The 25,750-nt window shown below is 61.4% G+C and carries 21 protein-coding genes; 8 read left to right on the top strand and 13 right to left on the bottom strand.

What is annotated here, in order from left to right; genetic code table 11:
* Positions 1–49: 49 nt before the first annotated feature.
* The 3 genes from pstA to pstS all read right to left on the bottom strand — a co-directional run bounded on the left by pstA (position 50) and on the right by pstS (position 3,006).
* Positions 50–943, bottom strand: coding sequence for a phosphate ABC transporter permease PstA (gene pstA / locus TU79_RS23795; protein ID WP_057010278.1), 894 nt, complete (start codon positions 941–943; stop codon positions 50–52).
* Entirely contained in the window at positions 940–1,908 is a 969-nt protein-coding gene (pstC, locus tag TU79_RS23790) for a phosphate ABC transporter permease subunit PstC (protein ID WP_057010277.1), read from the bottom strand. The genes pstA and pstC overlap by 4 nt, the downstream gene beginning before the upstream one ends.
* A gap of 69 nt (positions 1,909–1,977) precedes the next feature.
* Positions 1,978–3,006 carry a phosphate ABC transporter substrate-binding protein PstS gene (pstS, locus tag TU79_RS23785; protein ID WP_057010276.1) on the bottom strand — a complete coding sequence of 343 codons (1,029 nt, stop codon included), beginning with the start codon at positions 3,004–3,006 and terminating at the stop codon, positions 1,978–1,980.
* A gap of 188 nt (positions 3,007–3,194) precedes the next feature.
* Between pstS and ppk2 the strand changes: the two genes are divergently transcribed.
* Entirely contained in the window at positions 3,195–4,112 is a 918-nt protein-coding gene (gene ppk2, locus TU79_RS23780; protein WP_057010275.1) for a polyphosphate kinase 2, read from the top strand.
* A 69-nt stretch (positions 4,113–4,181) separates the two neighbouring features.
* Here the strand turns inward: ppk2 and TU79_RS23775 are convergent, their stop codons facing one another.
* Positions 4,182–6,035, bottom strand: a complete 1,854-nt coding sequence (locus TU79_RS23775) for an ABC transporter ATP-binding protein (RefSeq protein WP_057010274.1) — start codon at positions 6,033–6,035, stop codon at positions 4,182–4,184.
* 83 nt (positions 6,036–6,118) lie between these two features.
* Entirely contained in the window at positions 6,119–6,847 is a 729-nt protein-coding gene (locus tag TU79_RS23770; RefSeq protein WP_057010273.1) for a hypothetical protein, read from the bottom strand.
* 374 nt (positions 6,848–7,221) lie between these two features.
* Between TU79_RS23770 and TU79_RS23765 the strand changes: the two genes are divergently transcribed.
* Positions 7,222–7,881: a glutathione S-transferase family protein gene (locus TU79_RS23765; RefSeq protein ID WP_069665399.1), complete on the top strand. Its 660-nt coding sequence runs from the start codon at positions 7,222–7,224 to the stop codon at positions 7,879–7,881.
* 23 nt (positions 7,882–7,904) lie between these two features.
* On the opposite strand, the gene TU79_RS26765 is transcribed toward TU79_RS23765, so the two are convergent.
* Positions 7,905–8,027 carry a hypothetical protein gene (locus TU79_RS26765; protein ID WP_003230191.1) on the bottom strand — a complete coding sequence of 41 codons (123 nt, stop codon included), beginning with the start codon at positions 8,025–8,027 and terminating at the stop codon, positions 7,905–7,907.
* A gap of 154 nt (positions 8,028–8,181) precedes the next feature.
* Between TU79_RS26765 and ligD the strand changes: the two genes are divergently transcribed.
* Together ligD and TU79_RS23755 are read left to right on the top strand one after the other, a co-directional pair.
* Positions 8,182–11,550, top strand: a complete 3,369-nt coding sequence (gene ligD / locus TU79_RS23760; protein ID WP_082638709.1) for a DNA ligase D — start codon at positions 8,182–8,184, stop codon at positions 11,548–11,550.
* A gap of 8 nt (positions 11,551–11,558) precedes the next feature.
* A complete protein-coding gene (locus tag TU79_RS23755; RefSeq protein ID WP_057010272.1) occupies positions 11,559–11,873 on the top strand; it encodes a hypothetical protein in 315 nt (104 codons plus the stop codon).
* Positions 11,874–11,901: 28 nt separating this feature from the next.
* Here the strand turns inward: TU79_RS23755 and treS are convergent, their stop codons facing one another.
* From treS to TU79_RS23740, 3 genes are all read right to left on the bottom strand, one after another.
* Positions 11,902–13,968: a maltose alpha-D-glucosyltransferase gene (gene treS / locus TU79_RS23750; protein WP_057010271.1), complete on the bottom strand. Its 2,067-nt coding sequence runs from the start codon at positions 13,966–13,968 to the stop codon at positions 11,902–11,904.
* Between the two features lie 164 nt (positions 13,969–14,132).
* Entirely contained in the window at positions 14,133–15,407 is a 1,275-nt protein-coding gene (locus TU79_RS23745; RefSeq protein ID WP_057010270.1) for a glucarate dehydratase family protein, read from the bottom strand.
* On the bottom strand, positions 15,404–16,795 hold the full coding sequence (locus tag TU79_RS23740) for an MFS transporter (RefSeq protein WP_057010269.1): 1,392 nt from the start codon (positions 16,793–16,795) through the stop codon (positions 15,404–15,406). Before TU79_RS23740 ends, TU79_RS23745 begins: the two co-directional genes overlap by 4 nt.
* 107 nt (positions 16,796–16,902) lie before the next feature.
* On the opposite strand from TU79_RS23740, the gene TU79_RS23735 reads away from it, so the two are divergent.
* Positions 16,903–17,811 (top strand): LysR family transcriptional regulator, encoded by a 909-nt coding sequence (locus tag TU79_RS23735; protein WP_057010268.1) that lies wholly within the window; start codon positions 16,903–16,905, stop codon positions 17,809–17,811.
* 6 nt (positions 17,812–17,817) lie between these two features.
* Here the strand turns inward: TU79_RS23735 and TU79_RS23730 are convergent, their stop codons facing one another.
* From TU79_RS23730 to TU79_RS23720, 3 genes are all read right to left on the bottom strand, one after another.
* On the bottom strand, positions 17,818–18,288 hold the full coding sequence (locus TU79_RS23730) for a hypothetical protein (RefSeq protein ID WP_057010267.1): 471 nt from the start codon (positions 18,286–18,288) through the stop codon (positions 17,818–17,820).
* 67 nt (positions 18,289–18,355) lie between these two features.
* On the bottom strand, positions 18,356–19,639 hold the full coding sequence (locus TU79_RS23725) for a HAMP domain-containing sensor histidine kinase (RefSeq protein WP_057010266.1): 1,284 nt from the start codon (positions 19,637–19,639) through the stop codon (positions 18,356–18,358).
* Positions 19,636–20,319 carry a response regulator transcription factor gene (locus TU79_RS23720; protein ID WP_057010293.1) on the bottom strand — a complete coding sequence of 228 codons (684 nt, stop codon included), beginning with the start codon at positions 20,317–20,319 and terminating at the stop codon, positions 19,636–19,638. Before TU79_RS23720 ends, TU79_RS23725 begins: the two co-directional genes overlap by 4 nt.
* A 154-nt stretch (positions 20,320–20,473) precedes the next feature.
* Here TU79_RS23720 and bamA point away from each other — a divergent pair, with 154 nt between their 5' ends.
* Positions 20,474–22,840, top strand: a complete 2,367-nt coding sequence (gene bamA, locus TU79_RS23715) for an outer membrane protein assembly factor BamA (RefSeq protein ID WP_057010265.1) — start codon at positions 20,474–20,476, stop codon at positions 22,838–22,840.
* A 20-nt stretch (positions 22,841–22,860) separates the two neighbouring features.
* Here the strand turns inward: bamA and TU79_RS23710 are convergent, their stop codons facing one another.
* Positions 22,861–23,625, bottom strand: a complete 765-nt coding sequence (locus TU79_RS23710) for an AraC family transcriptional regulator (protein WP_057010292.1) — start codon at positions 23,623–23,625, stop codon at positions 22,861–22,863.
* 204 nt (positions 23,626–23,829) lie between these two features.
* Between TU79_RS23710 and TU79_RS23705 the strand changes: the two genes are divergently transcribed.
* Both TU79_RS23705 and TU79_RS23700 read left to right on the top strand, forming a co-directional pair.
* Complete coding sequence (locus TU79_RS23705; RefSeq protein WP_057010264.1) at positions 23,830–24,777, top strand: 4-hydroxyproline epimerase; 948 nt, start codon at positions 23,830–23,832, stop codon at positions 24,775–24,777.
* Positions 24,778–24,794: 17 nt separating this feature from the next.
* The gene (locus TU79_RS23700; protein ID WP_057010263.1) at positions 24,795–25,739 is read left to right on the top strand and encodes a dihydrodipicolinate synthase family protein; all 945 of its coding nucleotides are present in this window, start codon (positions 24,795–24,797) and stop codon (positions 25,737–25,739) included.
* Positions 25,740–25,750 lie beyond the last annotated feature (11 nt).

Below are 25,750 nucleotides of genomic sequence, written 5' to 3'. Positions count from 1 at the left end.
AGCAGCAATTTGCGCAGTTGATACGTTCAAAATTCAGGTGCTCCCGCTCTTAATACTTGGGTTTGCCGAAAATCCGGCTCACGATATTCACCACCAGCACGATCATCACCAGCACCAGCGAGGCCGCCCAGGCGAGTTCGAGCTGGTTGTCGAAGGGCATGCCGGAAAAGTTGTAGATCAGCACGGCCAACGAGGCTGTCGGGTTCATGACGGCCAGGTTGCCGTCGTGGTAGATCCAGTAGTTGCTGAACAGCGCGGTAAACAACAGGGGCGCGGTTTCGCCCGCGGCGCGCGCCACGGCCAGCATCACACCGGTGAGGATCGCCGGCATGCCGGTGGGCAGAACGATTTTCCAGATCACCTGGGAACGGGTGCAGCCCATGCCGTACGCGGCGTCCTTCATGATCTTGGGCACCATTCTCATCGACTCTTCGGCCGTCAGCACCACGATCGGCAACATCAGCACGGCCAGCGCCACGCCCCCTGCCGGGGCTGAGTAGGTGCCAGTGGTCATCACCACCAGGGCGTAGGCAAACACGCCGGCCAGGATCGACGGCAGGCCGGTGAGCATTTTGGCAGCAAAGCGCGCCGCGCTCGCCAACTTGCTGTCGGGCCCCAGCTCGGCGAGGAACACCGCCGCGAGGATGCCGACCGGCACGGCGATGGCCGCCGCGATACCGACCATCACCAGGGTGCCGGCCATGGCGTTGCCGAAACCGCCGCCGGTCTCGAAGCCGGTGGGCGGCAGCTCGGTGAACAGTTCAAGGCTCAGGCGCGCCCCGCCCCGGGTAATCAGCATATACAGCACGGAGATCAGCGGCACGCTGGCCAGCAACGCGCCCAGCCAGACCAGCGTGGTCAACACCAGGCTGCGCAGGGCGCGGCCTTCGAAGCGGCGCTGCAGGCTGGGCAGCGCGATGTCGGGTGTGGTGAGGTTGGTCATTGCCTGGTCCCCCGTTGGGCGTAGAGCATGAGCATCGAGCCTGCCACGTTGACCAGCAGCGTGATGAACATCAGCACCAGCGCTGCGTACATCAACACCTCAATCTCGTTCGGCCCGGCTTCGGGAAAGTTCAGCGCCAGCAAGGCCGCCAGGGTGTTGGCCGGGGCGAACAGCGACAGTGAAATATTGTTCGCGTTGCCCACCAGCATCGCCAGGGCCATGGTTTCACCCAGAGCGCGGCCCAGGCCCAGCACCAGCGAGCCGAAGATACCGGTGGCCGCCGACGGCACCATCACCTTGAGAATCGCTTCCCAGTGCGTGGTGCCCATGCCGTAGGCCGCCTGTTTGGTTTTCATCGGCACGCCGGTGAGCGCGTCCTGGGACACGGCGGCAATGGTCGGCAGGATCATGATGGCCAGCACCAGCGCGGCCGGGAGCAGGCCCGGACCGCTCAAGGAGGTGCCGAAAAAAGGAATCCAGCCAAGCTCCGTGTTCAGCCATGCGGTCAGCGGCCGGATGGCCGGGATGACCACGTAGATGCCCCACAGGCCATACACCACGCTGGGAATGGCCGCGAGCAGTTCGACGATGGTACGAAACACCGCAGCCAGTTTGGCCGGGAGGAAATCCTGGGTGAGAAAGATTGCCATGCTGACGCCGAACACGCCGGCAATCAGCAACGCGATGAAGGCGCTGTACAGCGTGCCCCAGATCGCCGGCAAAATACCGTATTTGCCCTGATTGACATCCCAGACGCTGCCCAGCAGCACGTCAAAGCCGTGCTTTTCCATGCCGGGAAGCGCCTTGCGTCCTACTTCGAACACCAGCGCGAAAACCAGCGCCAGCACCAGCACCACGCCGATGCGTGCAAGCGCGCGGAAGGTGCGGTCAACCACGAAATCCTTGGTGGACGGTGGCTGACACGCAGAGTCCGGGTTAACCGGTACGACAAAAGGTGAGTTCATGGGTTGCTTCCGAAACAGGGAGGACGCGCTCCCGGCGCAGTGCCTGCGCCGGGAGGGAGCTGGCAAGCCTTACTGGATGTTGGCTGAAGCTTTGCGAACCTGTTCAACCACCGAAGCCGGCAGCGGGATGTAGCCCATCGAGTCAGCGATTTTCTGCCCTTCGGTGAGGCTGTACTCAACCATTTCACGCATGGCCTTGGCTTTGGCCGGGTTGCCGTTGTCCTTGCGGAAGATCATCCAGGTGTAGGAAGTGATCGGGTAGGACTTGGCGCCATCCGGGTCCGGCAGCCAGGCCACCAGGCTTTCCGGCATTTTTACTGCGGCCAGTGCTTCTGCACCGCTTTCGGCGTTCGGCACCACGTAGTGGCCGGCCTTGTTCTGCAACTGGGCGAAGTCGACCTTGGCCAGTTTGGCGAAGCCGTATTCGATGTAGCCAATCGCGCCCGGGGTCTGACGTACGGTGGCGGTCACGCCATCGTTCTTGGGCGACTTGATGAACTTGTCGGTGGCCGGCCAGTTGACGGTGTTGCCTTCACCCAACGCGTCCTTGAACGCAGGGTTGATGGCCGCCAGGTGCTTGGTGAACACGGCGGTGGTGCCGCTGGAGTCCGCACGTACCACCACGGTGATCGGCGTATCGCTGAGTTTCAGGTCCGGGTTGGCGGCGACGATCTTGGGATCGTTCCATTTGGTGATCTTGCCCAGGAAGATGTCGGAGTACACATCGCGTGGCAGCTTCAGACCTTTGGGGTTGCCCGGCAGGTTATAGGCCAGCACGATTTCGCCGGCGGTCATCGGCAGCAATTGCACACCTTCGGCGACCTTGGCGATGTCTTCGTCCTTCATGGCCGAGTCACTGGCGGCGAAGTCCACGGTTTTGTTGAGGAAATCCTGTACGCCCGCCCCGCTCCCCTTGGATTGGTAGTCCACTGTCACGCCCGCGCTTTTCTTGCTGAAATCCTTGAACCAGGTGAGATAGATCGGCGCCGGGAAACTGGCACCGGAACCAGTCAGGCGGATGCTTTCGGCAGCAAACACCGAAGTGGCACTTAGCGAGACCGCGACGGCGAGTGCAGCTGACTTCATCAAGCTTTTCATTCAAGGAACTCCGTGTTGTATTTTCGGGCTCCCGGGACTTTGCAGCAGCTTTGTTACGTTTTTATGAAAAATGAATGGCAGGCGGCTTTTTGTCCCTTTTTGCAGCGTCAAACGCTTATTTTCGTGTCATTACTTCGTAACAAGATGCGACTAACACTCGATCCTCCTCCCCCACGCGAGTGTCTCCCATGTCTGCAACAGACGACGCCTTGATCCAGCGCATCCGCCGTGAGTTGCTCGATCACAGTGACGAAGAGCTGGAACTGGAATTGACCGAAGACGGCCACGACCTCAATGCACTGCTGGATGAGCACATCGAGGAAAGCCCCGAAAAGGCCGAACGCAGGGTTTATTTCAGCGAACTGTTCCGCCTGCAGGGCGAGCTGGTGAAACTGCAAAGCTGGGTGGTCAAGACCGGCGCCAAGGTGGTGATCCTGTTCGAAGGCCGCGATGCCGCCGGCAAGGGCGGCGTCATCAAACGCATCACGCAGCGGCTCAACCCGAGGGTCTGCCGAGTTGCCGCCCTGCCCGCGCCGAACGACCGCGAACGTACGCAGTGGTACTTCCAGCGCTACGTCTCACACCTGCCGGCGGCGGGCGAAATCGTGCTGTTCGATCGCAGTTGGTACAACCGCGCCGGCGTCGAGCAGGTCATGGGGTTTTGCAACGAGGCGCAGTACGAAGAGTTCTTTCGCACCGTGCCGGAGTTCGAACGCATGCTCGCGCGTTCCGGTATCCAGTTGATCAAATACTGGTTCTCGATTTCCGATCAGGAACAGCACCTGCGCTTTCTCAGCCGCATTCACGATCCGCTCAAACAATGGAAACTGAGCCCTATGGACCTGGAATCCCGCCGGCGCTGGGAGGCCTATACCAAGGCCAAGGAAATCATGCTGGAACGCACCCATATCCCTGAAGCGCCCTGGTGGGTGGTGCAGGCGGACAACAAGAAAAAGGCCAGGCTCAACTGCATCCACCATTTGCTCAAGCAGATGCCCTATGAAGAAGTCGAAGTGCCAATGATCGAGCTGCCCGAGCGCGTCAGGCAAGAGGATTACCTGCGCAGCCCCACGCCGCCGGAAATCGTCATCCCGCAGGTTTACTGACAGCGGTCAGGTGCCCGCCATTGCGTGATCCCGACTCGCCCGCAGCGAGTCGGTTTGCCCTTCCCGGTTTTATTCCATCACCTCGGCCACGCCGCGATCCTCGCCCAAAAAACCACCACTCTGGTGGTGCCACAGCCGCGCATAGATGCCGTTCTTCGCGAGCAGCTCGGAGTGGGTGCCCTGTTCGAGGATGCGCCCGTCATCCATGACGATCAGTCGATCCATGGCGGCAATCGTCGACAGCCGATGGGCGATGGCGATCACGGTCTTGCCCTGCATCATTTCATCGAGGCTTTCCTGGATGGCCACTTCGACTTCCGAGTCCAGCGCGCTGGTCGCCTCGTCAAGCAGCAGGATCGGCGCGTTCTTGAGCATCACCCGGGCAATCGCGACGCGCTGGCGCTGGCCGCCGGACAACTTGATGCCACGCTCGCCAACGAGCGTGTCGTAGCCGGTGTGGCCCTGGCGGTCACTCAATCGGCTGATGAACTCATCGGCCTGGGCATTGGCCGCCGCCATGCGGATTTGCGCGTCGCTCGCATCGGGACGACCGTAGGCGATGTTGTCGCGAATGGAGCGGTGCAGCAGCGACGTATCCTGGGTGACCATGCCGATGGCGCTGCGCAGGCTGTCCTGGGTCACCTGCGCGATGTTTTGCCCGTCAATGCGGATCTCCCCGCTGTCGACGTCATAAAAGCGCAGCAGCAGGTTGATCAGCGTGGACTTGCCGGCGCCGGAGCGTCCGACCAGGCCGATTTTTTCGCCCGGGCGAATGTCCAGGCTCAGGCCATCGAGCACCTGGCGCTCGCCGTTGTAGTTGAAACTCACGTTGTCGAAGGTGACGGCGCCGCCGGAGGTGACCAGCTCACCCGCGTCCTGCGCGTCCTGCACCTTGGCGCCGCGAGTGAGGGTGCCCATGCCATCCTGCACGGTGCCGATGCTCTCGAACAGCGAGGTCATCTGCCACATGATCCAGTGGGACATGCCATTGATGCGCAACGCCATGGCGGTGATCGCGGCCACGGCGCCCGCGCCGATCTCGCCCTGGTGCCAGAGCCACAGCGCATAGCCTCCAGCGGCCATGATCAAGGCCACCACCAGGGCCTGGTTGACAATCTCGAACTGGCTCACCAGGCGCATCTGGCGAAAACCGGTCTGCTTGAAATCTTCCATGGCCGCACGCGCGAAGTGCGCCTCGCGGTTGGAATGGGAGAACAGCTTCACGGTGGTGATGTTGGTGTAAGCGTCGGAAATACGGCCGGTCATCGACGAGCGGGCGTTGGCCTGCTCCTGCCCCACTTTGCCCAGACGGGGCACGAAGTAGAGCATGGCCAGCCCGAACAACAGGATCCAGGCAATAAACGGCAGCATCAGCTTGAGCGCGAAGCCGCCGGCCAGCGCGATGATCGCGATGAAATACACGCCGATGCCGGGCAGGATTTCGATCAGGGTGAACAGCACGTCGCGCACCGCCAGCGCCGTCTGCATCACCTTGGTGGTGACCCGCCCGGAAAACTCATCGGAAAAGAACGAAAGGCTTTGCCGCAGCATCAACCGGTGGAAGTCCCAACGCAGCCGCAACGGCAGGTTGATCGCCAAAATCTGGTGCTGCACCATCGTGCGCAACGCCACCAGGCCGACACTCAGCACCATCACGATGCCCATGCCCCACAGCACACGACTTTCCTGCGCGGCCGCATCACCGCCGGCCTGCCAGGTCGACAGCAGATCAACGACCTGGCCGAGGAAGGAAAACAGCCAGGCTTCGTAGATCGACACAGCGGCGCTCAGCAGCGCAAACGCCAGAATATAGCCACGCGCGCCGCGGGTGCAGGCCCACAAAAAGCGCGCCAGACCGTCCGGTGGCGGGGGGACTTCATCAGGGGGGAATGGGTCGAGCCTTCGTTCAAACGCACGAAGCATGGTGGTCTCCAAAGCAATCAAGTTGGGGGGATTCTGCCAGTTAACGATTGCTTTGGGGGGATCAGTGTGCGGGCTCGCGGGGATCAAACCTGCACGCTGAACCGCTGCGCCGCGCGCCGCTCGTACATTGCATCCTCCGTCTCGGCTGTCGCCCGCTCGCCTCTGTAGGACAGTTGGGTGATAAAAAGCCGGTCCTCGATCCTTTTCAAATCCGATGGATCGAACTGCCTTAACAGCGGCGCCAGATCAATGGTCCTGGCGAAGTTTTCGTTGGTCAGGCTGTAAAAGCCCAGGCCTGCTTGCACCGAATCGGCGTCCACCGTGTCGATGGCGGCGTTGCGGTAGGCCACGGCTGCGGTTTTCAAAGCGAGGGATTGATTGAGCAGTTCCGTCAGCCGCCGGGTATCCGTGCGGCTGAGCTGGCTGGCCGTATCGCGCACTTTCAGGCTGCCGTCCGCCTCCACGGTGAAGCCATACTCTTTTGCGGCCAGGTCGGGAGCGGTGACCGCCAGCGTCGACTCGAACACCTTGAAGGACGCCTTCAGCGTGCTCAGCGCCCCGGAGGCGATCTCAACGAGTCGAGGGAATTCCCGCGATTGGGAGCGACCGATCCAGGTGTCGAAAACCTCAGGGGGCTTCGCCGTGGTGCCTGCTGGTCCACTCGGACTGGGATGGTAGACGGCCGCCGGGGAGGCGGTTGCCAGCGCTTCTTTTGCAGCGTCTGTCAGTGGCTGCACCACGAGCGTCTGGCCGGAAGGCATGAGGCTGGTGTTGGCTGGCGGGGTATAGGCGGCGCTAACGGGAGGAGTCATTTCATCAGTCCTTGATTGGTGGGGCTCATAGACTTTATCGACGACGATGGGCCGGGCTTTAGCGTCTGCTGAAGTGAACCGGTTGCAAGAAACGCGACGATGATGTCGACTTTGGTGTCGAACATCGGCCGCCAGGGCTTTTGTGGCGAGCGGGCTTGCCCCGCGTTGGGCTGCGCAGCAGCCCCGATAAAGATGAATGCGCTGTCTCAGGCACTGCGCGGTGACGGGTTTTGGGGCTGCTGCGCAGCCCAACGCGGGGCAAGCCCGCTCGCCACAAGAGGCAATAGGTGGTTGTCGGACCTGGTCATTTCTCACAATCTGAACGGTATTGACCGCATCAATAAAAGCCACCCACACGCGTTTACGAGGCCTGTATGTACCTTCTCTATTACTCACCCGGTGCCTGCTCACTTGCGGCCCATATTCTTCTTGAGGAACTGGGCGTGCCGTTCGAGCTGCAGTTGCGCTCGGCAGTGAAAGGCATCGGCACACACACTGCGCAATATTTGAATATCAACCCGAAAGGCCGAGTACCCGCTCTGCTCTGCCTGGACGGTTCCATAGGTGAACAAACGGGCGTGCTAACCGAACTGCCTGCGATTTTGTTCTATCTGGCAAACCAGTCTTCACCGGCGCGCTTTATCGCGGACACGCCAGATGAGTCGGCACGAACTCTGGAGTGGCTGAATTGGTTATCAGGAACCGTGCACGGCCTTGGGTATGGCCAAGTCTGGCGGCCGCAACGGTTTGTCGACGATAAACGTTTATTTCCTGCGGTCATTGAAAAAGGCCGCAGCACTGTGATGGAAAGCTACCGGTTTATCGAGCAGCGCCTTGCAGCGCGCGCTGATGGCGCGGCTTACAACATTGTTCATCCAGTGCTGCTGGTTTTCTGGATGTGGGGAAAGTGGCTCGATATAGACATGAGCCTGCATTTCCCCCGCTGGACTCAACGTATTCAGTCAATTATCGAAAGGCCTGCCGTGCAACGGGCGTTGGCCACCGAGGGTATCGATATAAATACCTTCACATAAAAAACCGATAGCACAGGTACAGGTCAGCAGGCCCCTGGCGGAATGCCGTCCTTGTTGAAGTCCTTCAAACGCTCACGCTCCTGCTCGGTGGAATGCGCGGGTGTCTGCTGTTCCTGTTCCGGTTGCTTCTTCTTTTCTTCAGTCATCGCAGTGTCCTCTGGGTGGTCTGTGTTTCGGCAGCCCAAGCCGCTGGCAGTTCAACCGGGATGCGGGGTGCCCTGCCCTGCAACAAATTTAGAACTCGCTCCGTTCTTCACCACTCGGATAAGAAAGCACCGAGAACATTGAAGGATCGAGGCCATGCAGAACCTCAGAATCGCCACATTCAACGTCAACGGCATCGGCGCGCGGTTGCCTAACCTGTTGCAGTGGCTGAAGAAAGAGCGGCCGGACATTGTCTGCCTGCAGGAACTCAAGGCTCAGGACAAAGCCTTCCCCGCTGCCGAACTGGAGGCGGCCGGCTATGGTTGCCTGCACCATGGGCAGGCCGCGTGGAATGGCGTGGCGATTCTCGCCCGCGACGCCGAACCGCTGCTGATCCACAAAGGCTTGCCCGGCGCGGAGGACGACTCGCAGTCGCGCTACCTCGAAGCCGCGGTGCATGGCATGGTGGTCGGTTGCCTGTACCTGCCCAACGGCAACCCGCAGCCGGGCCCCAAGTTCGAGTACAAGCTCAAGTGGTTCGAGCACCTGATCAAGCATGCCCGCACGCTGCAATCGAGCGAACACCCGGTGGTGCTGGCGGGGGATTTCAACGTGGTGCCCACCGACTTCGATATCTACAACACCCGTTCATGGCTCAAGGATGCCCTGCTCCAGCCGCAGAGCCGCGAGTGCTATCAACGGTTGCTGGACCAGGGCTGGATCGACTCGGTGCGCCACCTGTATCCCGAGGAGCGGGTCTACACGTTCTGGGATTACTTCCGGCAACACTGGCAAAAAAATTCCGGCCTGCGTATCGACCATCTGTTGCTCAACCCGGTACTCGCCCCGTATCTCAAAAACGCCGGTGTGGACGCCTGGGTGCGCGGCGAGGAACACGCCAGTGATCATGCGCCCACCTGGATCGAGCTGTCATCGCGCAAAAGCCGCGCAAAGAAAAAGCCGCAGACGAACAAAGCCCTGGAGCAGTACCACCACAAACGTGATTTTGACGCGACCTCGGAGCCCGCAGGCAGCGCATCCAGGGGCAAGAAACACATGGAACCGAACGCCCTGCAGTTCTGCATTCAAAAGCACGACGCTAGCCGCCTGCATTACGACTTTCGCCTCGAACTCGACGGCACCCTCAAAAGCTGGGCCGTGCCCAAGGGCCCCTCGCTGGACCCGAAAAACAAGCGCCTGGCCGTGCACGTCGAAGATCACCCGCTGGACTATGCGACCTTTGAAGGCAGTATTCCCGAGGGCCATTACGGCGCTGGCGACGTCATCGTGTGGGACCGCGGCATCTGGAAGCCGCTGTCTGACCCGGCGCAAGCCTACGCCAAAGGCCGCCTCAAATTCGAGCTGCAGGGCGAAAAGCTGGGTGGCGTGTGGAACCTGGTCAAGACGCATATGCCGGGCAAGCAGGAGCAATGGTTTCTGATCAAGCATCAGGACGAATTCGCTCGCCCCGAAAGCGATTACGACGTGGTCGATGCCGAGCCCCACAGTGTGCTCAGCGAGCGCACCATCGTGCCGAAAAAGCCCAAGGCGGCGCAGGCCAGACCCGTCGACAAGGACCCCGCCAAGCGCGCCAGGCCCACACGCGCAAAAAAGCTGGAGAATGCCGTTGCGTCCGCGCTGCCGCAAAGCCTCAAGCCTGAACTGGCCACGTTGGTGGATTCTGCGCCTGAGGGTGACTGGCGCTATGAAATCAAGTTCGACGGCTACCGCATCCTGGCTCGGGTGGAAGACGCCAAGGTGCAATTATTCACGCGCAACGGCAACGACTGGACGCATAAGCTGCCGCGCCAGGCCGAAGCGATTGCCAGCCTTGGCCTGACGTCTGCCTGGCTCGATGGCGAAGTGGTGGTGGCCAATGAACAGGGCGTGCCGGATTTCCAGGCCTTGCAAAATGCGTTCGAGCAGGCGCGCAGCGGCAACATCGTTTACTACCTGTTCGACCTGCCCTTTCTCAACGGCATGGACCTGCGCAAGGTGCCGCTGGAGCAACGTCGAGGCGCCCTGGCCAAGGTGCTGGAGCGCAGCGACGACGAGGTACTCAAGTATTCGGCGGACTTCGCCGAAACGCCCGAGGCACTGCTCAACAGCGCCTGCGACATGCACATGGAAGGTCTGATCGGCAAGCGCGTGGGCAGTGCGTACCAGTCACGGCGCAGCGGCGACTGGATCAAACTCAAATGCAAGCGGCGCCAGGAGTTCGTCATCGTCGGTTATACCGAACCCAAGGGCTCGCGCAGCAAGTTCGGCGCACTGTTGCTGGGGTTGCATGATGACGACAGCGGCGAACTGCGCTACGCGGGCAAAGTCGGTACCGGCTTCAACCAGGCCACATTGGCGGCGCTCTTCGCGCAACTGACCCCGCTTGAGGTCAAGAAACCCGTGGTGGTCAACCCGCCAACGGGGTTCGAGGCCAAGGGCGTGCACTGGCTCAAGCCCGCGCTGCTCGCGGAAGTCGCCTTCGCCGAAATCACCCGGGACGGCTCCGTCAGGCAGGCGGTGTTTCACGGGCTGCGCAACGACAAGCCCGCCAAGTCGATTACCGAAGAGCGCCCTGCCCCCGCCGTCAAACCCAAAACCGCCAGGAAGACCAAGGCGATGACCAAGACTGCATCCGACAAAAACGGTTCTACCACACTCAGGCTCACCCACCCTCAACGCGTGATCGATCCCGCCAGCGGCACGACCAAACGGGACCTGGCGGACTATTACATCGGCGTCAGCGAATGGATCCTGCCGCAGCTGCTCAACCGGCCTGTCGCCCTGGTGCGTGCGCCGGATGGCATTGATGGCGAGCTGTTTTTTCAAAAAAACGCAGAACACCTGGCGATTCCCGGCCTCGAGATCATCGGCAAGGAAGAAACCGGCCAACCGGTGATGCTGATCAACAACCTCGAAGCACTGGTGGGCGCGGTGCAGATGAACACCCTCGAGCTGCACACCTGGAATGCCGTGTCAAAAAACCTGCAAAAACCCGACCGCTTCATTCTTGACCTGGACCCGGACCCGGCACTGCCCTGGAAAAGCATGATCGAGGCCACTCAATTGACCTTGACGGTACTGGACGAACTGGGGCTCAAGTCCTTTCTCAAGACCAGCGGCGGCAAGGGTATTCACATTGTCGTGCCGCTGACGCCGAAGGCGGACTGGGATGCGGTCAAAAGCTTCAGCCACGCGGTGGTCAAGCATATTGCCAACTTGCTGCCGGACCGGTTCTCGGCGGTCTCCGGGCCGAAAAACCGGGTGGGGCGGATTTTCATCGACTACCTGCGCAATGGCCTGGGCGCCACCACCATCTGCGCTTACGCAGCGCGCAGCCGTGAGGGCTTGCCGGTGTCGGTGCCGATCTTCAAGGAGGAGTTGAAAGACCTCAAGGGCGCCAACCAGTGGACCGTGCGTAATCTGCATGAGCGCCTGGGCGAACTGGACACCGACCCGTGGGCCGATCTGCCGGGAACCCGACAAACCATCACGGCCCAGATGCGTAAACGCATCGGTTTGAAGTGAGCGCACAGGTGTATCCGAGCACACCGGACGGTCGCTACTTCGTGGTCAAGGGCACGTTGTGGCGGTGCAGCAACCCGTCATTGCCTGACGACGTCAGGCAGGAGCTGGTCAACCAATTGATGGCCGCGAGGCGCGAAGTGAAAGCCGCCAAGGCCTCGGGTGATTCGGTCGCGTTGAAGGTTGCGAGGGCAAACGTGCAGACGGCCAAGGTCGCGCTGGGCGAACGCGGCCCGGTATGGTGGGATGACGGAGCACCGGACTTGAACCGGCACAAGGTCGGCAACACGCCCTATTCACAGTGGCATGCATCGCTGACTGCCTGAGGTCCCAGTGGCACCCCAGGCACTCTCATCACAGCATCGGTGTGTTGCTCACCACCCGCAGCGCCAGCCCTTCGTAGGCATCCAGCGTGATGGTGAACTCACCCTCTTCCGTCAAATCGCCCTCGACTCGCTCATTGATGATGTCCACTACCGGCCCAGGCGCAATATTGGGCAGGTGCAGGGTTTCCGTGATCGGCGTGGCGCCGAAGTTCAGCGCGGTAATCTGCGTGCCCTTGCCGGCCGGCAGTTCGTGGACCATCACCAGCAAGCCCGGGTGTTCGACGTCCGGTACCAGGATCTGGCGGCTCGCGGCAATATCATAGGCGCGGCGCACGCCGAGGATTTTTTGCAGCTGGGAGGCGAACGACTCCGGGTCCTGCAACTGACGGGTCAAACTGCCGTACAGGGATTTGGAGCGTGGCATCTGCCCGGCCGACAGTTCGGCCTCGGGGTTCAGGTCCACCAGGTCGTAGGCGCCACGGTGGATCCAGCGGGTATCGCCGTCCTGCATCAGGTGGGCCACCTCATCGGCCGCCAACGGCAACGCGCCCACCAGGTCCCAGCCGGACAACGCAAACACGCCAGGCTGCATGGCGTTGTACATCACCAGCAGCAAATGGATCTGGCGAATTTGCTGAATATCGGCCGGCGTGATCGCGTCCAGGTCACGAATGCCCAGCGCCGCCGTGATGATGCTGGCCGTGGTGCACGACACCCCGTTGGTGACGAACTTGAGGTTGTACGGCGCATGCTCGCCGGTCAGGCGCTCATACATCTGCTCGCGGATGTGCTCGCGCAGGATGTTGCCGGGGAAGGTCTGGCCCTGGTACAGGAAGCTGTCGTGGGCGTGCAGGGTCCAGAAGTGCACCAGTTCCAGGGTCAGTTCATCGTGGTTTTGCAGCGCGTGAATCAGCGAGCCCGGGTCAATGCCCAAACTGTGCATCTGGCGCAGCATCAGGCGCAGGAATTCCGCATCGCCCATCAGCAAGGCGTGCTGGTAGGCCGGCCGGGTGATGAAGTCGTAGGACAGGTCCGCCCCGCCGTGGGACATCGAGGCGATGTCGTCCACCGTGAGGTTCAATTCCTGGAAGCTGAAACCGCCGGCCTTGCGAATCGCGCCGCCGAGCAACTGGTTGCCGGTGATCGACAGCGGATGGCTTTCCGACCAGGCGGTGCCGTCCAGCTTGCGCTCGACACCGAGGAAGCCGTTGGCATCCAGGCGCAGGATCTTCGCGCCCATCACGTCGATCGCGTGCAGGGCGTCGCCGATGATCATTTGCTGCGCGGCGAATGAAGGGTCAAGCCAGTTGAGCGACGGCTGGCCTTCCTTGAAATAATGCAGGTACACCCAGCGCCGTGGTTTGCCGTCGACGCCCAGGACCACCGGCGTGGCGCTCCAGTCGGTTTCCTTCACACCGGGCTCGAAGAAGATCACCCGTTGCAGTTGGCCAACGATGTAGTGCTTGTCGCGCAGGGCATCCACCTGCAACGGGCTGAGGTTCTGCGCATCACGCCCTTCGGCGACGTCGGGCAGCAGGGGCCAGTCTTCTTCGCGGATTTCCACCATGTGGTAGAGCCCCGGATAGTCCTCATAGGCCATCTCGGCCAGACGAAAATCAGCGCCCTTGCCGGTGTGCGACGGGATCACGTCGTCGATGATCACCGCGTTGTGCGCGGCGGCCATGCGCGTCAGCGCCTGCAACTGCGCCTCGGTGCCCAGCTGCGGGTCAATGTCGAAACTGATGCGGTCGAAATTGCCATCGATGGTGGGCGTATGACGGGTGCCGGACAGACCACCGGACTTTTTCAGCGGGCCGTTGTGAATGCCCTGAATGCCGATTTTCGACAGCGCATGCCACAGCGCTTCATCGCCGAGGGCCTCCAGCACGGTGCCGTCTTCGCGGGTGACGATCGAGGCCGGGTACGCGGTGAACCACACCGACGACAAGGCGGAAGCATCACGCGGCCGCGTCTGCGCGTAAGGCTGCTGCCACAACCGGCCCTGCCCGGAATACAGCCGGGCACGCTGACGCGCCGCGTTCAGCATCGATTGTTGTACCAGCCAATTCACATGATCCTTGTCTGCCGCCGTCATAAGCCTACTACCTGTCTCGTGAAAGGTTATTCGTAAACATAGGAGGGGCAACGGCGCCCATTCGTTGCATCGCGATCCCCTGACACCCGGGATTCTGCGCACAGGCGCGCAAAAAAAACCCGGCGGCACCGAAACGGTGCGACCGGGCAAAGCAAGCGACCCTTTTAAAACCGTGGTTTCACGCTCGTCCACTCAGGCTGATAGCGCTGCATCTGTTTCACGTCGTCACGCTGGCGAATGCCGCAACTCAAGTACTGGTCATGGAGCTTGGCCAATTGATCGTGGTCCAGTTCGAGCCCCAGCCCCGGTGCGCGGGTGATGGTCACGCAACCGTCGACAATCGGCACCTTGCCGCCCTTGATCACCTCCTCGTCCGGTTCCTGCCACGGGTAATGGGTGTCGCAGGCGTAATCAAGATTGGGCACCGCCGCAGCAACATGGGCCATGGCCATCAGGCTGATGCCCAGGTGCGAGTTGGAATGCATCGACACGCCCAGGCCAAAGGTGTCACACATTTTGGCCAGCACCTGGGTATCGCGCAGGCCACCCCAATAATGGTGGTCGGCCAGCACGATCTGCACGCTGTTGAGCGCCACGCTGCGGCGAAATTCGTCGAAGTCGGTGACCACCATATTGGTGGCCAGGGGCAGCCCGGTGCGTGCGTGCAATTCGGCCATGCCGTCCAGGCCTGGCGTCGGGTCTTCGTAATATTGCAGGTCATCGCCGAGCAGTTGTGCCATGCGCACCGAGGTTGCCAGCGACCAGTTGCCATTCGGGTCGATGCGCAGCGGAACCCCCGGGAACGCCTCTTTCAGGGCCTTGATGCAGGCCACTTCGTGTTCGGGGTCCAGGGCGCCGGCCTTGAGCTTGATGCTTTTGAACCCATGGCTTTCGATCATCCGGCGCGCCTGGGCAACGATCTGTTGCGCGCTCAGCGCCTCGCCCCAACTGTCGGGCTTGTAGGGCGAATCGATGTGCTGGGCGTATTTGAAAAACAGGTAGGCGCTGAAGGGGATCCGGTCGCGGATCGCCCCGCCCAGCAAGTCAACCAGCGGCACATTCAACGCGTGGGCCTGCAGGTCGAGGAAGGCCACCTCAAAGGCCGAGTAGGCATTGCTCACCGCCTTGCTGGCATGGGAGCCCGGCGCCAGCTCGGCGCCGGGCAGGCTGGTGGTCTTTTGCGCGGCCACGGTGGTCTGCACGATGGCGCGCAGCTGGTTGAGCTGGAACGGATCAAGGCCGATGAGCTGTGGCGCGACCTGCTGCTGAATCGCCAGCGCCGGTGCATCGCCATAACTCTCACCCAGCCCGATATAGCCGGTGTCGCTTTCGATCTCGATGATCGAGCGCAATGCGAAGGGCTCATGAATACCGCTGGCGTTCAGCAGTGGTGGATCGCGGAAGGCAATCGGGGTGACACTGACGCGGATGATTTTCAAGAGATAGCTCCCTGTTGGCCTGAACGCAAGGTGTGATGAGAATCGCGAGGCTGGCTGACGACCGGTTCGACGGGCACCGTGCTGGCGGGTACGCCGCTGCGTGGCGCGGTGCGGGCAAAAAACACCACCACCGCCGCTATCAGCGAGGTCGCCGCCAGGCCATACAGCCCGCCCTGGATGGAGCCGGTGGTCTGCTCGAGAAAGCCAAAGGTGGTTGGCGCGACAAATCCGCCCAGGTTGCCGACCGAGTTGATCAAGGCGATCACCGCCGCAGCGATACGCGCATCCAGGTAGCCCTGGGGAATCGGCCAGAACAGCGCCGAGGCCGCCTTGAAACCAATCGCGGCAAAACAGATGGCGACAAACGCAAACACCGGCCCGCCGGTGGTGGACATGAACATGCCGAAGGCAGCAATCACCAGCATCAGCGACACCCAGGCCTGCTGGTGTTTCCACTTGCTGGCCAGGGCGGCAAAGCCGTACATGGCGACGATGGAAATCAACCACGGAATCGAGTTGAACAGACCGACCTGAAAGTCGCCGAGGCTGCCCATCTGCTTGATCATGCTCGGCAGCCAGAAGGTCGCGCCGTAAATGGTCAGGGCAATGGAGAAGTAGATAAAGCAGAACAACGCGATCTGTTTATCGGCCAGCAACGTGAACATCGACGGCCGGCTGACCTGCGCCGCCTCACGCGCCAGTTGCTCAAGCGCAATGGCACTCACCAGCGCCTGCTTTTCTTCCTCGCTGAGCCAGCTGGCCTGACGGGGATGGGACTGCAGCCAGAACCACACAAACCCGCAGAGCACGATCGAGGCGAAACCTTCAATCAGGAACATCCACTGCCAGCCATGCAGGCTCAGGCCGCTGACACTCAGCAGCGCGCCTGACACCGGGCCGGAAATCACCGAGGCAATGGCCGAACCGCTGAGGAAAATCGCCATGGCCTTGCCGCGCTCGCTGGCCGGTAGCCACTGGGTGAAGTAGTAGATAATGCCCGGAAAAAACCCGGCTTCGGCGGCGCCGAGAATAAAGCGCAGCACATAGAAACTCGTCTCGCCCTGCACAAAGGCCATGGCCATGGCCGCCGCGCCCCAGGTGAACATGATGCGGGTCAACCAGGCGCGGGCGCCGTAACGTTGTAACAGCAGATTGGACGGCACTTCGAACAGCGCGTAGCCGATGAAGAACAAACCCGCGCCCAGGCCATAGGCCGCAGCGCCAATGCCCAGGTCGGTTTCCAGATGGCTGCGTACAAAGCCAATATTGACCCGGTCGATGTAGTTGACGATAAACATCACCACAAACAGCGGGAGGACATGGCGCTTGACCTTGGCCGCCGCACGGGCGAGCACGGTTGGGTCGGGCGAACTCTGGACGGTATTCAAGGGCGACTCCCGTTGATTTATTTTTTTAGGGACGCAGGGATGATGGACGCCGAATATTGATCCCGTCTAATCTAACTTGGCATTCGATTGATACCTGGATTAGATCAATGTTTGAGCTGACTCAATTGCGCTGCTTCACCACGGTGGCTACCGAACTCAACTTTCGGCGTGCTGCGGAGCGGTTGAACATGACCCAGCCGCCGCTGAGCCGGCAGATCCAGTTGCTGGAGCATCACCTCGGAGTGGAGTTGTTCACCCGCACCACCCGCAGCGTCACGCTCACCGCCGCAGGCCGGGCTTTTTTCGTCGAAGCGCAGAACCTGCTCGAGCGCGCCCAGCAGGCCGCCGTGACCGCGCGGCGCTTTGCCGAAGGGGATATCGGCACGGTAAACATCAGCTTCGTGGGCAGCGCGGTGTATGAGTTTTTGCCCAAGGTCATCGCCGAAGCACGGCTCAAGCAGCCCCATGTGCGCATTGATCTGGCGGAGATGAACACCTACCAGCAGCATGAAGCCCTGCGCGCGCGCCGCATCGACCTGGGTATCGTGCGCGCGCCCCTGCTGGAGCCCGGCTACGCCACCGAATGCCTGGTGCGCGAACCCTTCGTACTGGCTGTGCATTGTCGGCATCCACTGGCCCAGGCCGAGCACGTCTCGGTGCAGGACCTGGATGCCCAGCCCTTCCTGATGTATGCCCACTCGGCCTATCCGCCATTTAACGAGCTGCTTACGGGCATGCTGCGCTCAGCCCGCGTGGCGCCCGAATACGTGCAATGGCTGGGTTCTTCCCTGACCATTCTGGCGCTGGTCAACGCCGGCATGGGCCTGGCCCTGGTGCCCCGTTGCGCCAGCAGTGTGGTGTTCAGGAACGTGGTCTTTCGCGAAATCGATCTTGGCGAAGGCGTGCAAAGCGAACTGCACCTGATCTGGCGCGAACACAATGACAATCCGGCGTTCGCCATGCTGCTTGAGGCTATTCGCAAGGCGGTGCATGGCGGCTGGGAAAGTGGCCACTGATCGTGATCAGGCGGGTGGCAGCTCCCCGGCATTGTCCACCGCGTAAATGACGGTTTGCGCAAGGCCGGCCGACAGCGGTTGTCGGGTGAAGTAGATGTCGCCGTCGTCGGTGTGAATTTCATAATCCACTTTGCGCGCCGAAGGCACTGCCGGGCCGGCGTGCTTGATAATTTTACGCACGCGCTGGAACTTCACCCCCAGGGTGCCGTTCTGGACGGGGCCGGTGAGCACATTGACACTTTGAAACCAGCCGTCGTCGCGTTTGTTCGCCAACAATGCACTGGCCATCGCCTCAAACCGCTCCAGGCGGGTAAATCCCCACAGTGTCGGCGCTTCGATGGCTTCGCCTTCTCCGGCCGCGCCGGTAAATACAAATAGATTGATCGTCGGATTGTCTTCGCAAAAGAAGTCATAGGGCACCAGCCCGTCGATCATTTTCCGCCCTGAAACGAACCCCTTTTTATGCACCTGAAACATCGCTGCCTCTACTCAACCAATGGCTTTGCCGAGCGCAGAGTCTAATGAGCTGGCAAGTACAGAGCCGTCAAGCGAGTGTAATTTCGCGTAAAGACCTTGCCCTGGGCAGGCTGATTTCCACGGTCAACCCACCCTCCTGCTCATTGCGCGCCACGATACTGCCCTGGTGCATGTCCAGGGCACTGCAGGCAATCGCCAAACCCAGGCCAAAGCCGACGCAGGCGTCGCCGCTACCGCGTTCGAACGGTTCAAAGATGCTCTGCAGTCGGGCCTCGTCCACGCCCGGCCCCTGATCGGTGATGCGCACGCACAGTTGCTCCGCATCGGCACTGAGCCGGGTGGATACCCGCACCGACGTCTGCGGCCGGGTGTAGCGCACGGCGTTGCGTATCACGTTCTCGAAGCAGCGGTACATCAGCTCGCCATTGACGCAGGCAATAAACGGCGGGCCGCCTTGCAGCTCCACTCGACAACCTTTGATGGCCGCCTCGAATTGCGCATCTTCGACGATCATCGCCAGTAATTCGCTGATGTCGAACGGTTCGCGCTGAATGCTCTCGGGCCGCCCTTGCAGGCGCGCCAGCGTCAGCAGCGCTTCGATCAGGGCATCCATACGCTCGGACTCGCGCTCGATGCGCTCAAGCATGCCCACACGCTCGCTGTCCTGGCGCAGCAGCCCGATGGCCGCGCGCATGCGCGTCAGCGGTGAACGCAGCTCATGGGAAATATCGTGAAGCAATCGTTGCTGGGCTTGTACCAGCAGCTTGAGCTGGTTGGCCATGCGGTCGCATTCGCCGGCCAGGTCGACAATTTCGTCGCGACGCTTGCCCATCATCGGTTTGACGCGAACATCGAAACGCCCCTGGGCCACCTCGCCCATCGCGCGGCGCAAGCTGGCCAGGGGCCACGCCAGATAGTAGGCCAGAAACCCGCTGAACAGTGCGCTCATCAAGGTGCCGATGATCAGCGGCACCTGCAGGCCGAAGCCGCCGTGCTCATAGCTGATCGGATGGGTGGAGCGCAGCGACAGGATGAGACCTTCCTTGCTGATCACGGTCTGCTCATAGGCTGGCGACCGCACAGCGGAGCCGGCCAGCAGTTGCCCGGCAGTGTCATACACGCCGATTGCCTGATCGGGCGGGCGTCGCCAGGTCGCCAGCAGTTCGGCCCCGGACTCGACACCGAACTGCCGCAGCAGCGCGACCTCACTGGCCAGGATGACTTTTAAGTGGGGATCGTTCGGCTCCAGCGTTTCCACCTCATGCACCCCGACCCCGGCAAAAAAGGTCAGGCTCGTCGCCAGCCAGAACGCCAGGAACAGCTTCCAGAACAGCCGGCTGGGCTTCATCATTCGGCGATCAACTGGTAGCCGAGACCGCGCACGCTCTGGATCCAGGCCTTGCCATCGCTGCGCGGCCCCAGCTTCTGGCGAATGCTGCTGATATGCACGTCGATACGCCGGTCATAGCGTTTGAGCGGGCACCCCAGGGCATTGAGCGACAGGTCGGTCTTGTTCACCACCTGACCCGCGCATCTGGCCAGTTCCTCCAGCAGGCTGAACTCGGTGCTGGTCACACCCAGCTCACGGCCTTGCCACCGGGCTTCGCGCCTGGCCGGCCACAGCACCAGCTCACCAGTGCGGATGACGTCCGCCGCCGGACGATCCGCCGGCTGCACCCGCCGCATGATGGCACGCAGACGCGCCACCAGCTCTCCGGGGGAACTGGGCTTGGGCACATAGTCGTCCGCGCCCAGCTCCAGGCCGGCAATGCGGTCAATATTGTCGCCACGGGCGGTAAGCAGCACGATCGGCACCTGGCTGACGGCGCGGATGCGCCGCAGCACTTCTATCCCGGACAACTGCGGCAACATCACATCCAGCACCACGATGCTGTAGCGCCCCGACAGCGCCTGCTGCTCCCCCTCCTCGCCGGTGTGCACGGCGGTCGCGTCAAACCCTTCACGCGCCAGGTACTGCCTGAGCATTTCGGTGAGGTCTTCATCGTCATCAACCAACAGTACTGAAATCATCGCCAGCTCCCGGGTCAGGGTGCGCACATTATCGGGTTTCGCTGACCATCGTCATGACCTCAATCCAACCTTTACCTAACTTGACACTGGGTTAACCGCATCATACCCACCGCGCTTTTATGCTGCCCCGTCGATGTGTTCTGGAAAGATTTTGATGATTTCTTCGCGCTTGCTTTGCACGGTTGCGCTATTGCTTGATATTTCATTGCTACAGGCCCAAACCCTGACGATTTCGGATATCCGTATCAACGGGCTGCAACGGGTCTCGGCGGGCAGCGTGTTCGGGGCACTGCCACTAAACATAGGTGACGAGGCGGACGCCCGCCAGTTGGCGCAAGCCACGCGCGCACTGTTCAAGACCGGATTGTTTCAGGACATTCAGCTGGCGCGGCAAAACGACGTGCTGATCATCAACGTGGTGGAGCGCCCGACGGTTTCCAGCATCACGATTGAAGGCAACAAAGCCATCGCAACCGACGATCTGTTGAAAGGCATGAAACAGGCTGGCCTGGGCGAAGGCGAAGTGTTTCAGCGCGCCACCCTTGAGGGACTGCGCAACGAGCTGGCCCGCCAGTACGTTGCCCAGGGCCGGTACTCGGCAGCGGTCGAGGCGCAGGTGGTCACCCTGCCACGCAACCGGGTCGAGCTGAAGGTCACGGTCGATGAAGGCGCCGTGGCCGCCATCAGCCATATCAACGTGGTCGGCAACACGGTATTCAGCGACGAAGAACTGGCCGATCAATTCACCCTGAAGACCAGCAACTGGCTGTCGTTTTTCAGGAACGACGACAAATACGCCCGCGAAAAGCTTTCCGGCGACCTTGAGCGGCTTCGCTCCTACTATCTGGATCGTGGCTATATCAACATGGATATCAGCTCGACCCAGGTCTCCCTCACACCAGACAAAAAACACGTTTACATCACGGTCAACATCCACGAGGGCAGTCGCTACAGGGTGCGCGACGTCACACTCAGCGGTGATTTGAAAATCCCCGAAGACCAGGTGCAGTCACTGCTGCTGGTGCGCAAGGGCCAGGTGTTTTCACGACAACTGATGACCACCTCGGCGGAGCTGATCACCCGTCGCCTCGGTAATGAAGGCTACACGTTCGCCAACGTCAATGGCGTACCCCAGGTGCACGAAGACGATCACACGGTGAGCCTGGTATTTGCCATCGACCCCGGCAAGCGCGCCTACGTGAATCGCATCAATTTTCGCGGCAATACCAAGACCCAGGATCAGGTGCTGCGCCGCGAAATGCGCCAGATGGAGGGAGGATGGGCATCCACGTTTCTCATCGACCAGTCCAAGGTACGCCTTGAACGCCTGGGTTTTTTCAAGGAGGTCAATGTCGAAACGCCGCCAGTGCCGGGCACAGACGACCAGTTGGACGTGAACTACAGCGTGGAGGAGCAATCGTCCGGCTCCATCACCGCCAGTGTCGGGTTCGCCCAGAGCGCCGGGTTGATCCTGAGCGGATCGATCAGCCAGCGCAACTTTCTGGGCACCGGCAATTACGCCAGCCTGGGATTGACCCGCTCCACTTATCAGAGCAAATACAACATTGGCTTTACCGACCCCTACTTCACCAGGGACGGCGTCAGCCTGGGTTACAACGGGTTTTACAGCAAGACCGATTACAACAACTACTACGACAATGGACGTTCCTATTACGCGCTCAACAGCTTTGGCGTGGGGGCAAAAATCGGCTACCCGATCAGCGAAACTTCACGTTTGAGTGTTGGCCTTGCGGCACAACGCGACAGTCTCGAGCCGGGCACCTACAGCGCCGATGAAATCCATGAATTTATTGCCCGCGAGGGCCAGGCGTTCACCAACTACAAGGCTGAACTTGGCTGGTCGGAGTCGACCCTGAACAAGGGCATCCTGGCCACACGCGGCCATTCGCAAAGTCTGAACATGACGGTGACAGTGCCCGGCAGCGACTTGAGCTTCTACAAGCTGGACTATGCCGGACAGACTTTCGTGCCGCTGAGCGCTACCACCGCCTTACGCCTGCATACCAAGCTCGGTTATGCCAACGGCTACGGTTCCACCGATGGCCTGCCCTTTTATGAAAACTACACCGCCGGCGGCGAAGGCTCAGTGCGCGGCTTCAAAAGCGGTACCCTCGGGCCCCGCAGCACTCCGGCGACCGGAGCCTACGCCCGTCAGGGTCAGGCGTACTACACCGACCGTGACCGCGATACGCTGGGCGGCAACGTCCTGATCACGGGCGGTATGGAATACCTGTTCCCCATCCCCTTCGTCAAAGACACCAAATCCCTGCGCACCTCAGTGTTCTGGGACGTGGGCAGCGTCTACGCGGACAAGTGCTTCGTGAATACTACACAGGGGTGCGGCACCATCGGACTCGGTCAGATGGCCAGCTCGGTGGGAGTCGGCGTGACCTGGTACAGCGCTTTGGGACCATTGAGCTTCAACCTGGCCTATCCGATTCGCACCCCTGAAAATGCAGATACGCAGATCTTCCAGTTCTCTCTGGGCCAGAGTTTCTGAGTGCACGCACAGCTGAAATCTCACGCCGAGGTTTGTCGATACTGCCTCGGAGTGAACCCGGTGGAAGATTTGAACTGGCGGGTAAATGCACTGTGATCGGTGTACCCGCACTGCAACGCCACCTCGGTAATCGGCAGTTCGGAATGCAGCAGCAGTCGATGAGCATGCTCCAGCCGCACCTTCTGGATCATCTGCCGGGGCGTGAGCTGGAACACGCGTTTGCAGTAGCGCTCCAATTGCGCCACGGAAATTCCGGCGATGCGCGTCAGTTCCACAAGGCGTATACGGCGGTGAAAATGTACGCGAATGTATTCGTCGACCACCGCCAGCCGTTGGTAGGCCGGGTGGGTATCACTCGCCGACTGCAGATCGACCGAAATACCCGCCAGGCCAATGATCTGGCCAACATCGTTGTACAGCGGCCATTTGTGAGTGAGGCACCAGCCGGGCTCGTGACTGCCGTAGAGGTGCAACTCCAACTGGTCTTCAAGCACAACGCCCGCCTGCAGCACGCGCCGATCCTGCTCGGTATAGCCGGGCCCCAGTTGCGCGGGAAACACTTCGGCGCTGGTCTTGCCCAACAGCGACTGCATCTGCCTGAGGCCACAACGCTGCACCAGCGTGCGGTTGGCGAGCACGTAGCGGGCGTCGCTGTCCTTGATGAAGATCGTCGCATTGGGGATCACGTCCAGCAGCGGTAGCAGTTGCGCCACGCCGGACAGCACGTGTTCGATGCTGCGGGGGCGACTGCCCTGGAGAAAGGCCGCAAACGCGCTGTGCAACATGACTTTGACCGCCCCACTCATACGTCGACGTCCAGCAGATTGCGCCATGCCTGCGGCGCTGTCGAGTGTGGTCATTGTGCCGAAATCGTCATCCACCACTGGGCAAAGCATCAATCGGTGCCTGGCCAACGCGTTCAGGCTAGGCCAGTCACAAGAAGACGTTGCCATGCCTTCTCCCGGCAACGTGCACTGACGGAGCGCTCCATGAAACGATTGCATGTCATCGACTCCCACACCGGCGGCGAACCCACCCGCCTGGTTCTAAACGGCTTTCCTGCACTGGCCGGCAGCACCCTCGCCGCGCAGCTCGACAGCCTGCGCACGCACCATGATCAATGGCGTCGCGCCTGCCTGCTGGAGCCGCGCGGCAACGATGTGCTGGTGGGCGCGTTGTATTGCCAGCCGGTGACGCCAGGTGCCACCTGCGGGGTGATCTTCTTCAACAACGCCGGTTACCTGGGCATGTGCGGCCACGGCACCATCGGCCTGGTGGCTTCATTGCATTTTCTCGGCCATATCAGCCCCGGCGACCATCTCATCGACACGCCGGTCGGGAGCGTCACCGCCACGCTGCACGCCGACGGCACCGTTACCCTGCGCAATGTGCCCGCCTGGCGCTACCGCAAACAGGTTGCGGTGCAGGTACCTAGCCATGGCCTGGTACATGGCGATATCGCCTGGGGCGGCAACTGGTTTTTCCTGGTGTCTGACCACGGCCAGGCGTTGCACATGAGCCATGTTGCCGCGCTCAGCGATTACACCTGGACGCTGCTCAAGGCCCTCGAGGATCAGGGCATTCACGGGGCGGAAGGTGCGCTGATCGACCATGTCGAATTGTTCGCCGATGACGCCCAGGCCGACAGCCGCAACTTCGTCATGTGCCCGGGCAAGGCCTACGACCGCTCGCCCTGCGGCACCGGCACCAGCGCCAAGCTCGCCTGCCTGGCGGCAGACGGCAAACTCGCTGAAGGCGACATCTGGTTACAGGCCGGTATTACCGGCAGCCAATTCGAAGGCCGTTATGAATGGCAGGGCGAACAGGTGCGGCCCTTCATCACCGGCCGCGCCTACGTGACCGCCGACAGCGTGCTGCTGATCGACGAGCAGGACCCTTTTGCCTGGGGCATCTGCGCCCCTGTCCAATCCGTATGACACAAGGAGTTGCGACAATGACCCACAACATCTTCAGCGGCTGCATTCCTGCCCTCATGACGCCCTGCACCCCGGCGCGCACGCCCGACTTCGACGCGCTGGTCGCCAAGGGCCGCGAGCTGATCGATATCGGCATGAGCGCCGTGGTGTATTGCGGCTCGATGGGGGATTGGCCGCTGCTCACCGAAGCCCAGCGCCAGGAGGGCGTGGCGCGCCTGGTGGCTGCGGGTGTGCCAACCATCGTCGGCACTGGCGCGGTGAACAGCCGTGAAGCCGTGGCCCACGCGGCGCATGCCGCCAAGGTCGGCGCCCATGGTCTGATGGTGATTCCCCGCGTACTTTCCCGAGGGGCATCGGCTACCGCGCAAAAGGCCCACTTCGCCGCGATCCTCAATGCGGCGCCGAACCTGCCGGCGGTGATCTACAACAGCCCTTACTACGGCTTCGCAACGCGTGCCGAGCTGTTCTTCGAGCTGCGCCGCCAGCACCCGAACCTGATTGGTTTCAAGGAGTTCGGCGGCGCTGCCGACCTGCGCTACGCCGCAGAAAACATCACGTCCCAGGACGACAACGTGACCCTGATGGTCGGCGTCGACACCCAGGTGGTGCATGGCTTCGTCAATTGCAACGCTGTCGGTGCCATCACTGGTGTCGGCAATGCCTTGCCGCGAGAGGTGCTGCAACTGGTGGCGCTGAGCCAGAAGGCCGCCCTGGGCGATGCCAAGGCCGCTCGCCTGGCCCGCGAGCTGGAAACGGCACTGGCGGTGCTGTCGTCCTTCGATGAAGGCTGCGACCTGGTGCTGTATTACAAGCACCTGATGGTGCTCAATGGGGACCCGGGTTACGCGTTGCACTTCAACGAGAGCGATGCGCTCAGCGATGCCCAGCGGCGCTATGCCGAGCAGCAATACACACTGTTTCGCAACTGGTACGCCAATTGGTCGGCCGAGGCGTCGATGTAGGAGCGAACAGG

This window comes from Pseudomonas trivialis, assembly GCF_001439805.1.
GTDB lineage: Bacteria > Pseudomonadota > Gammaproteobacteria > Pseudomonadales > Pseudomonadaceae > Aquipseudomonas > Aquipseudomonas trivialis.
The sequence above is the reverse complement of the archived record's forward strand: the minus strand, read 5'-3'. Positions and strand labels throughout refer to the sequence as shown.

Bases quoted from the DNA above. Each gene is read 5' to 3' on its own strand.
- pstA (WP_057010278.1), bottom strand. From the start codon at position 943: ATGACCAACCTCACCACACCCGACATCGCGCTGCCCAGCCTGCAGCGC.
- pstC (WP_057010277.1), bottom strand. From the start codon at position 1,908: ATGAACTCACCTTTTGTCGTACCGGTTAACCCGGACTCTGCGTGTCAG.
- pstS (WP_057010276.1), bottom strand. From the start codon at position 3,006: ATGAAAAGCTTGATGAAGTCAGCTGCACTCGCCGTCGCGGTCTCGCTA.
- ppk2 (WP_057010275.1), top strand. From the start codon at position 3,195: ATGTCTGCAACAGACGACGCCTTGATCCAGCGCATCCGCCGTGAGTTG.
- TU79_RS23775 (WP_057010274.1), bottom strand. From the start codon at position 6,035: ATGCTTCGTGCGTTTGAACGAAGGCTCGACCCATTCCCCCCTGATGAA.
- TU79_RS23770 (WP_057010273.1), bottom strand. From the start codon at position 6,847: ATGACTCCTCCCGTTAGCGCCGCCTATACCCCGCCAGCCAACACCAGC.
- TU79_RS23765 (WP_069665399.1), top strand. From the start codon at position 7,222: ATGTACCTTCTCTATTACTCACCCGGTGCCTGCTCACTTGCGGCCCAT.
- TU79_RS26765 (WP_003230191.1), bottom strand. From the start codon at position 8,027: ATGACTGAAGAAAAGAAGAAGCAACCGGAACAGGAACAGCAGACACCC.
- ligD (WP_082638709.1), top strand. From the start codon at position 8,182: ATGCAGAACCTCAGAATCGCCACATTCAACGTCAACGGCATCGGCGCG.
- treS (WP_057010271.1), bottom strand. From the start codon at position 13,968: ATGACGGCGGCAGACAAGGATCATGTGAATTGGCTGGTACAACAATCG.
- TU79_RS23735 (WP_057010268.1), top strand. From the start codon at position 16,903: ATGTTTGAGCTGACTCAATTGCGCTGCTTCACCACGGTGGCTACCGAA.
- TU79_RS23730 (WP_057010267.1), bottom strand. From the start codon at position 18,288: ATGTTTCAGGTGCATAAAAAGGGGTTCGTTTCAGGGCGGAAAATGATC.
- TU79_RS23725 (WP_057010266.1), bottom strand. From the start codon at position 19,639: ATGATGAAGCCCAGCCGGCTGTTCTGGAAGCTGTTCCTGGCGTTCTGG.
- TU79_RS23720 (WP_057010293.1), bottom strand. From the start codon at position 20,319: ATGATTTCAGTACTGTTGGTTGATGACGATGAAGACCTCACCGAAATG.
- bamA (WP_057010265.1), top strand. From the start codon at position 20,474: ATGATTTCTTCGCGCTTGCTTTGCACGGTTGCGCTATTGCTTGATATT.
- TU79_RS23710 (WP_057010292.1), bottom strand. From the start codon at position 23,625: ATGTTGCACAGCGCGTTTGCGGCCTTTCTCCAGGGCAGTCGCCCCCGC.
- TU79_RS23705 (WP_057010264.1), top strand. From the start codon at position 23,830: ATGAAACGATTGCATGTCATCGACTCCCACACCGGCGGCGAACCCACC.
- TU79_RS23700 (WP_057010263.1), top strand. From the start codon at position 24,795: ATGACCCACAACATCTTCAGCGGCTGCATTCCTGCCCTCATGACGCCC.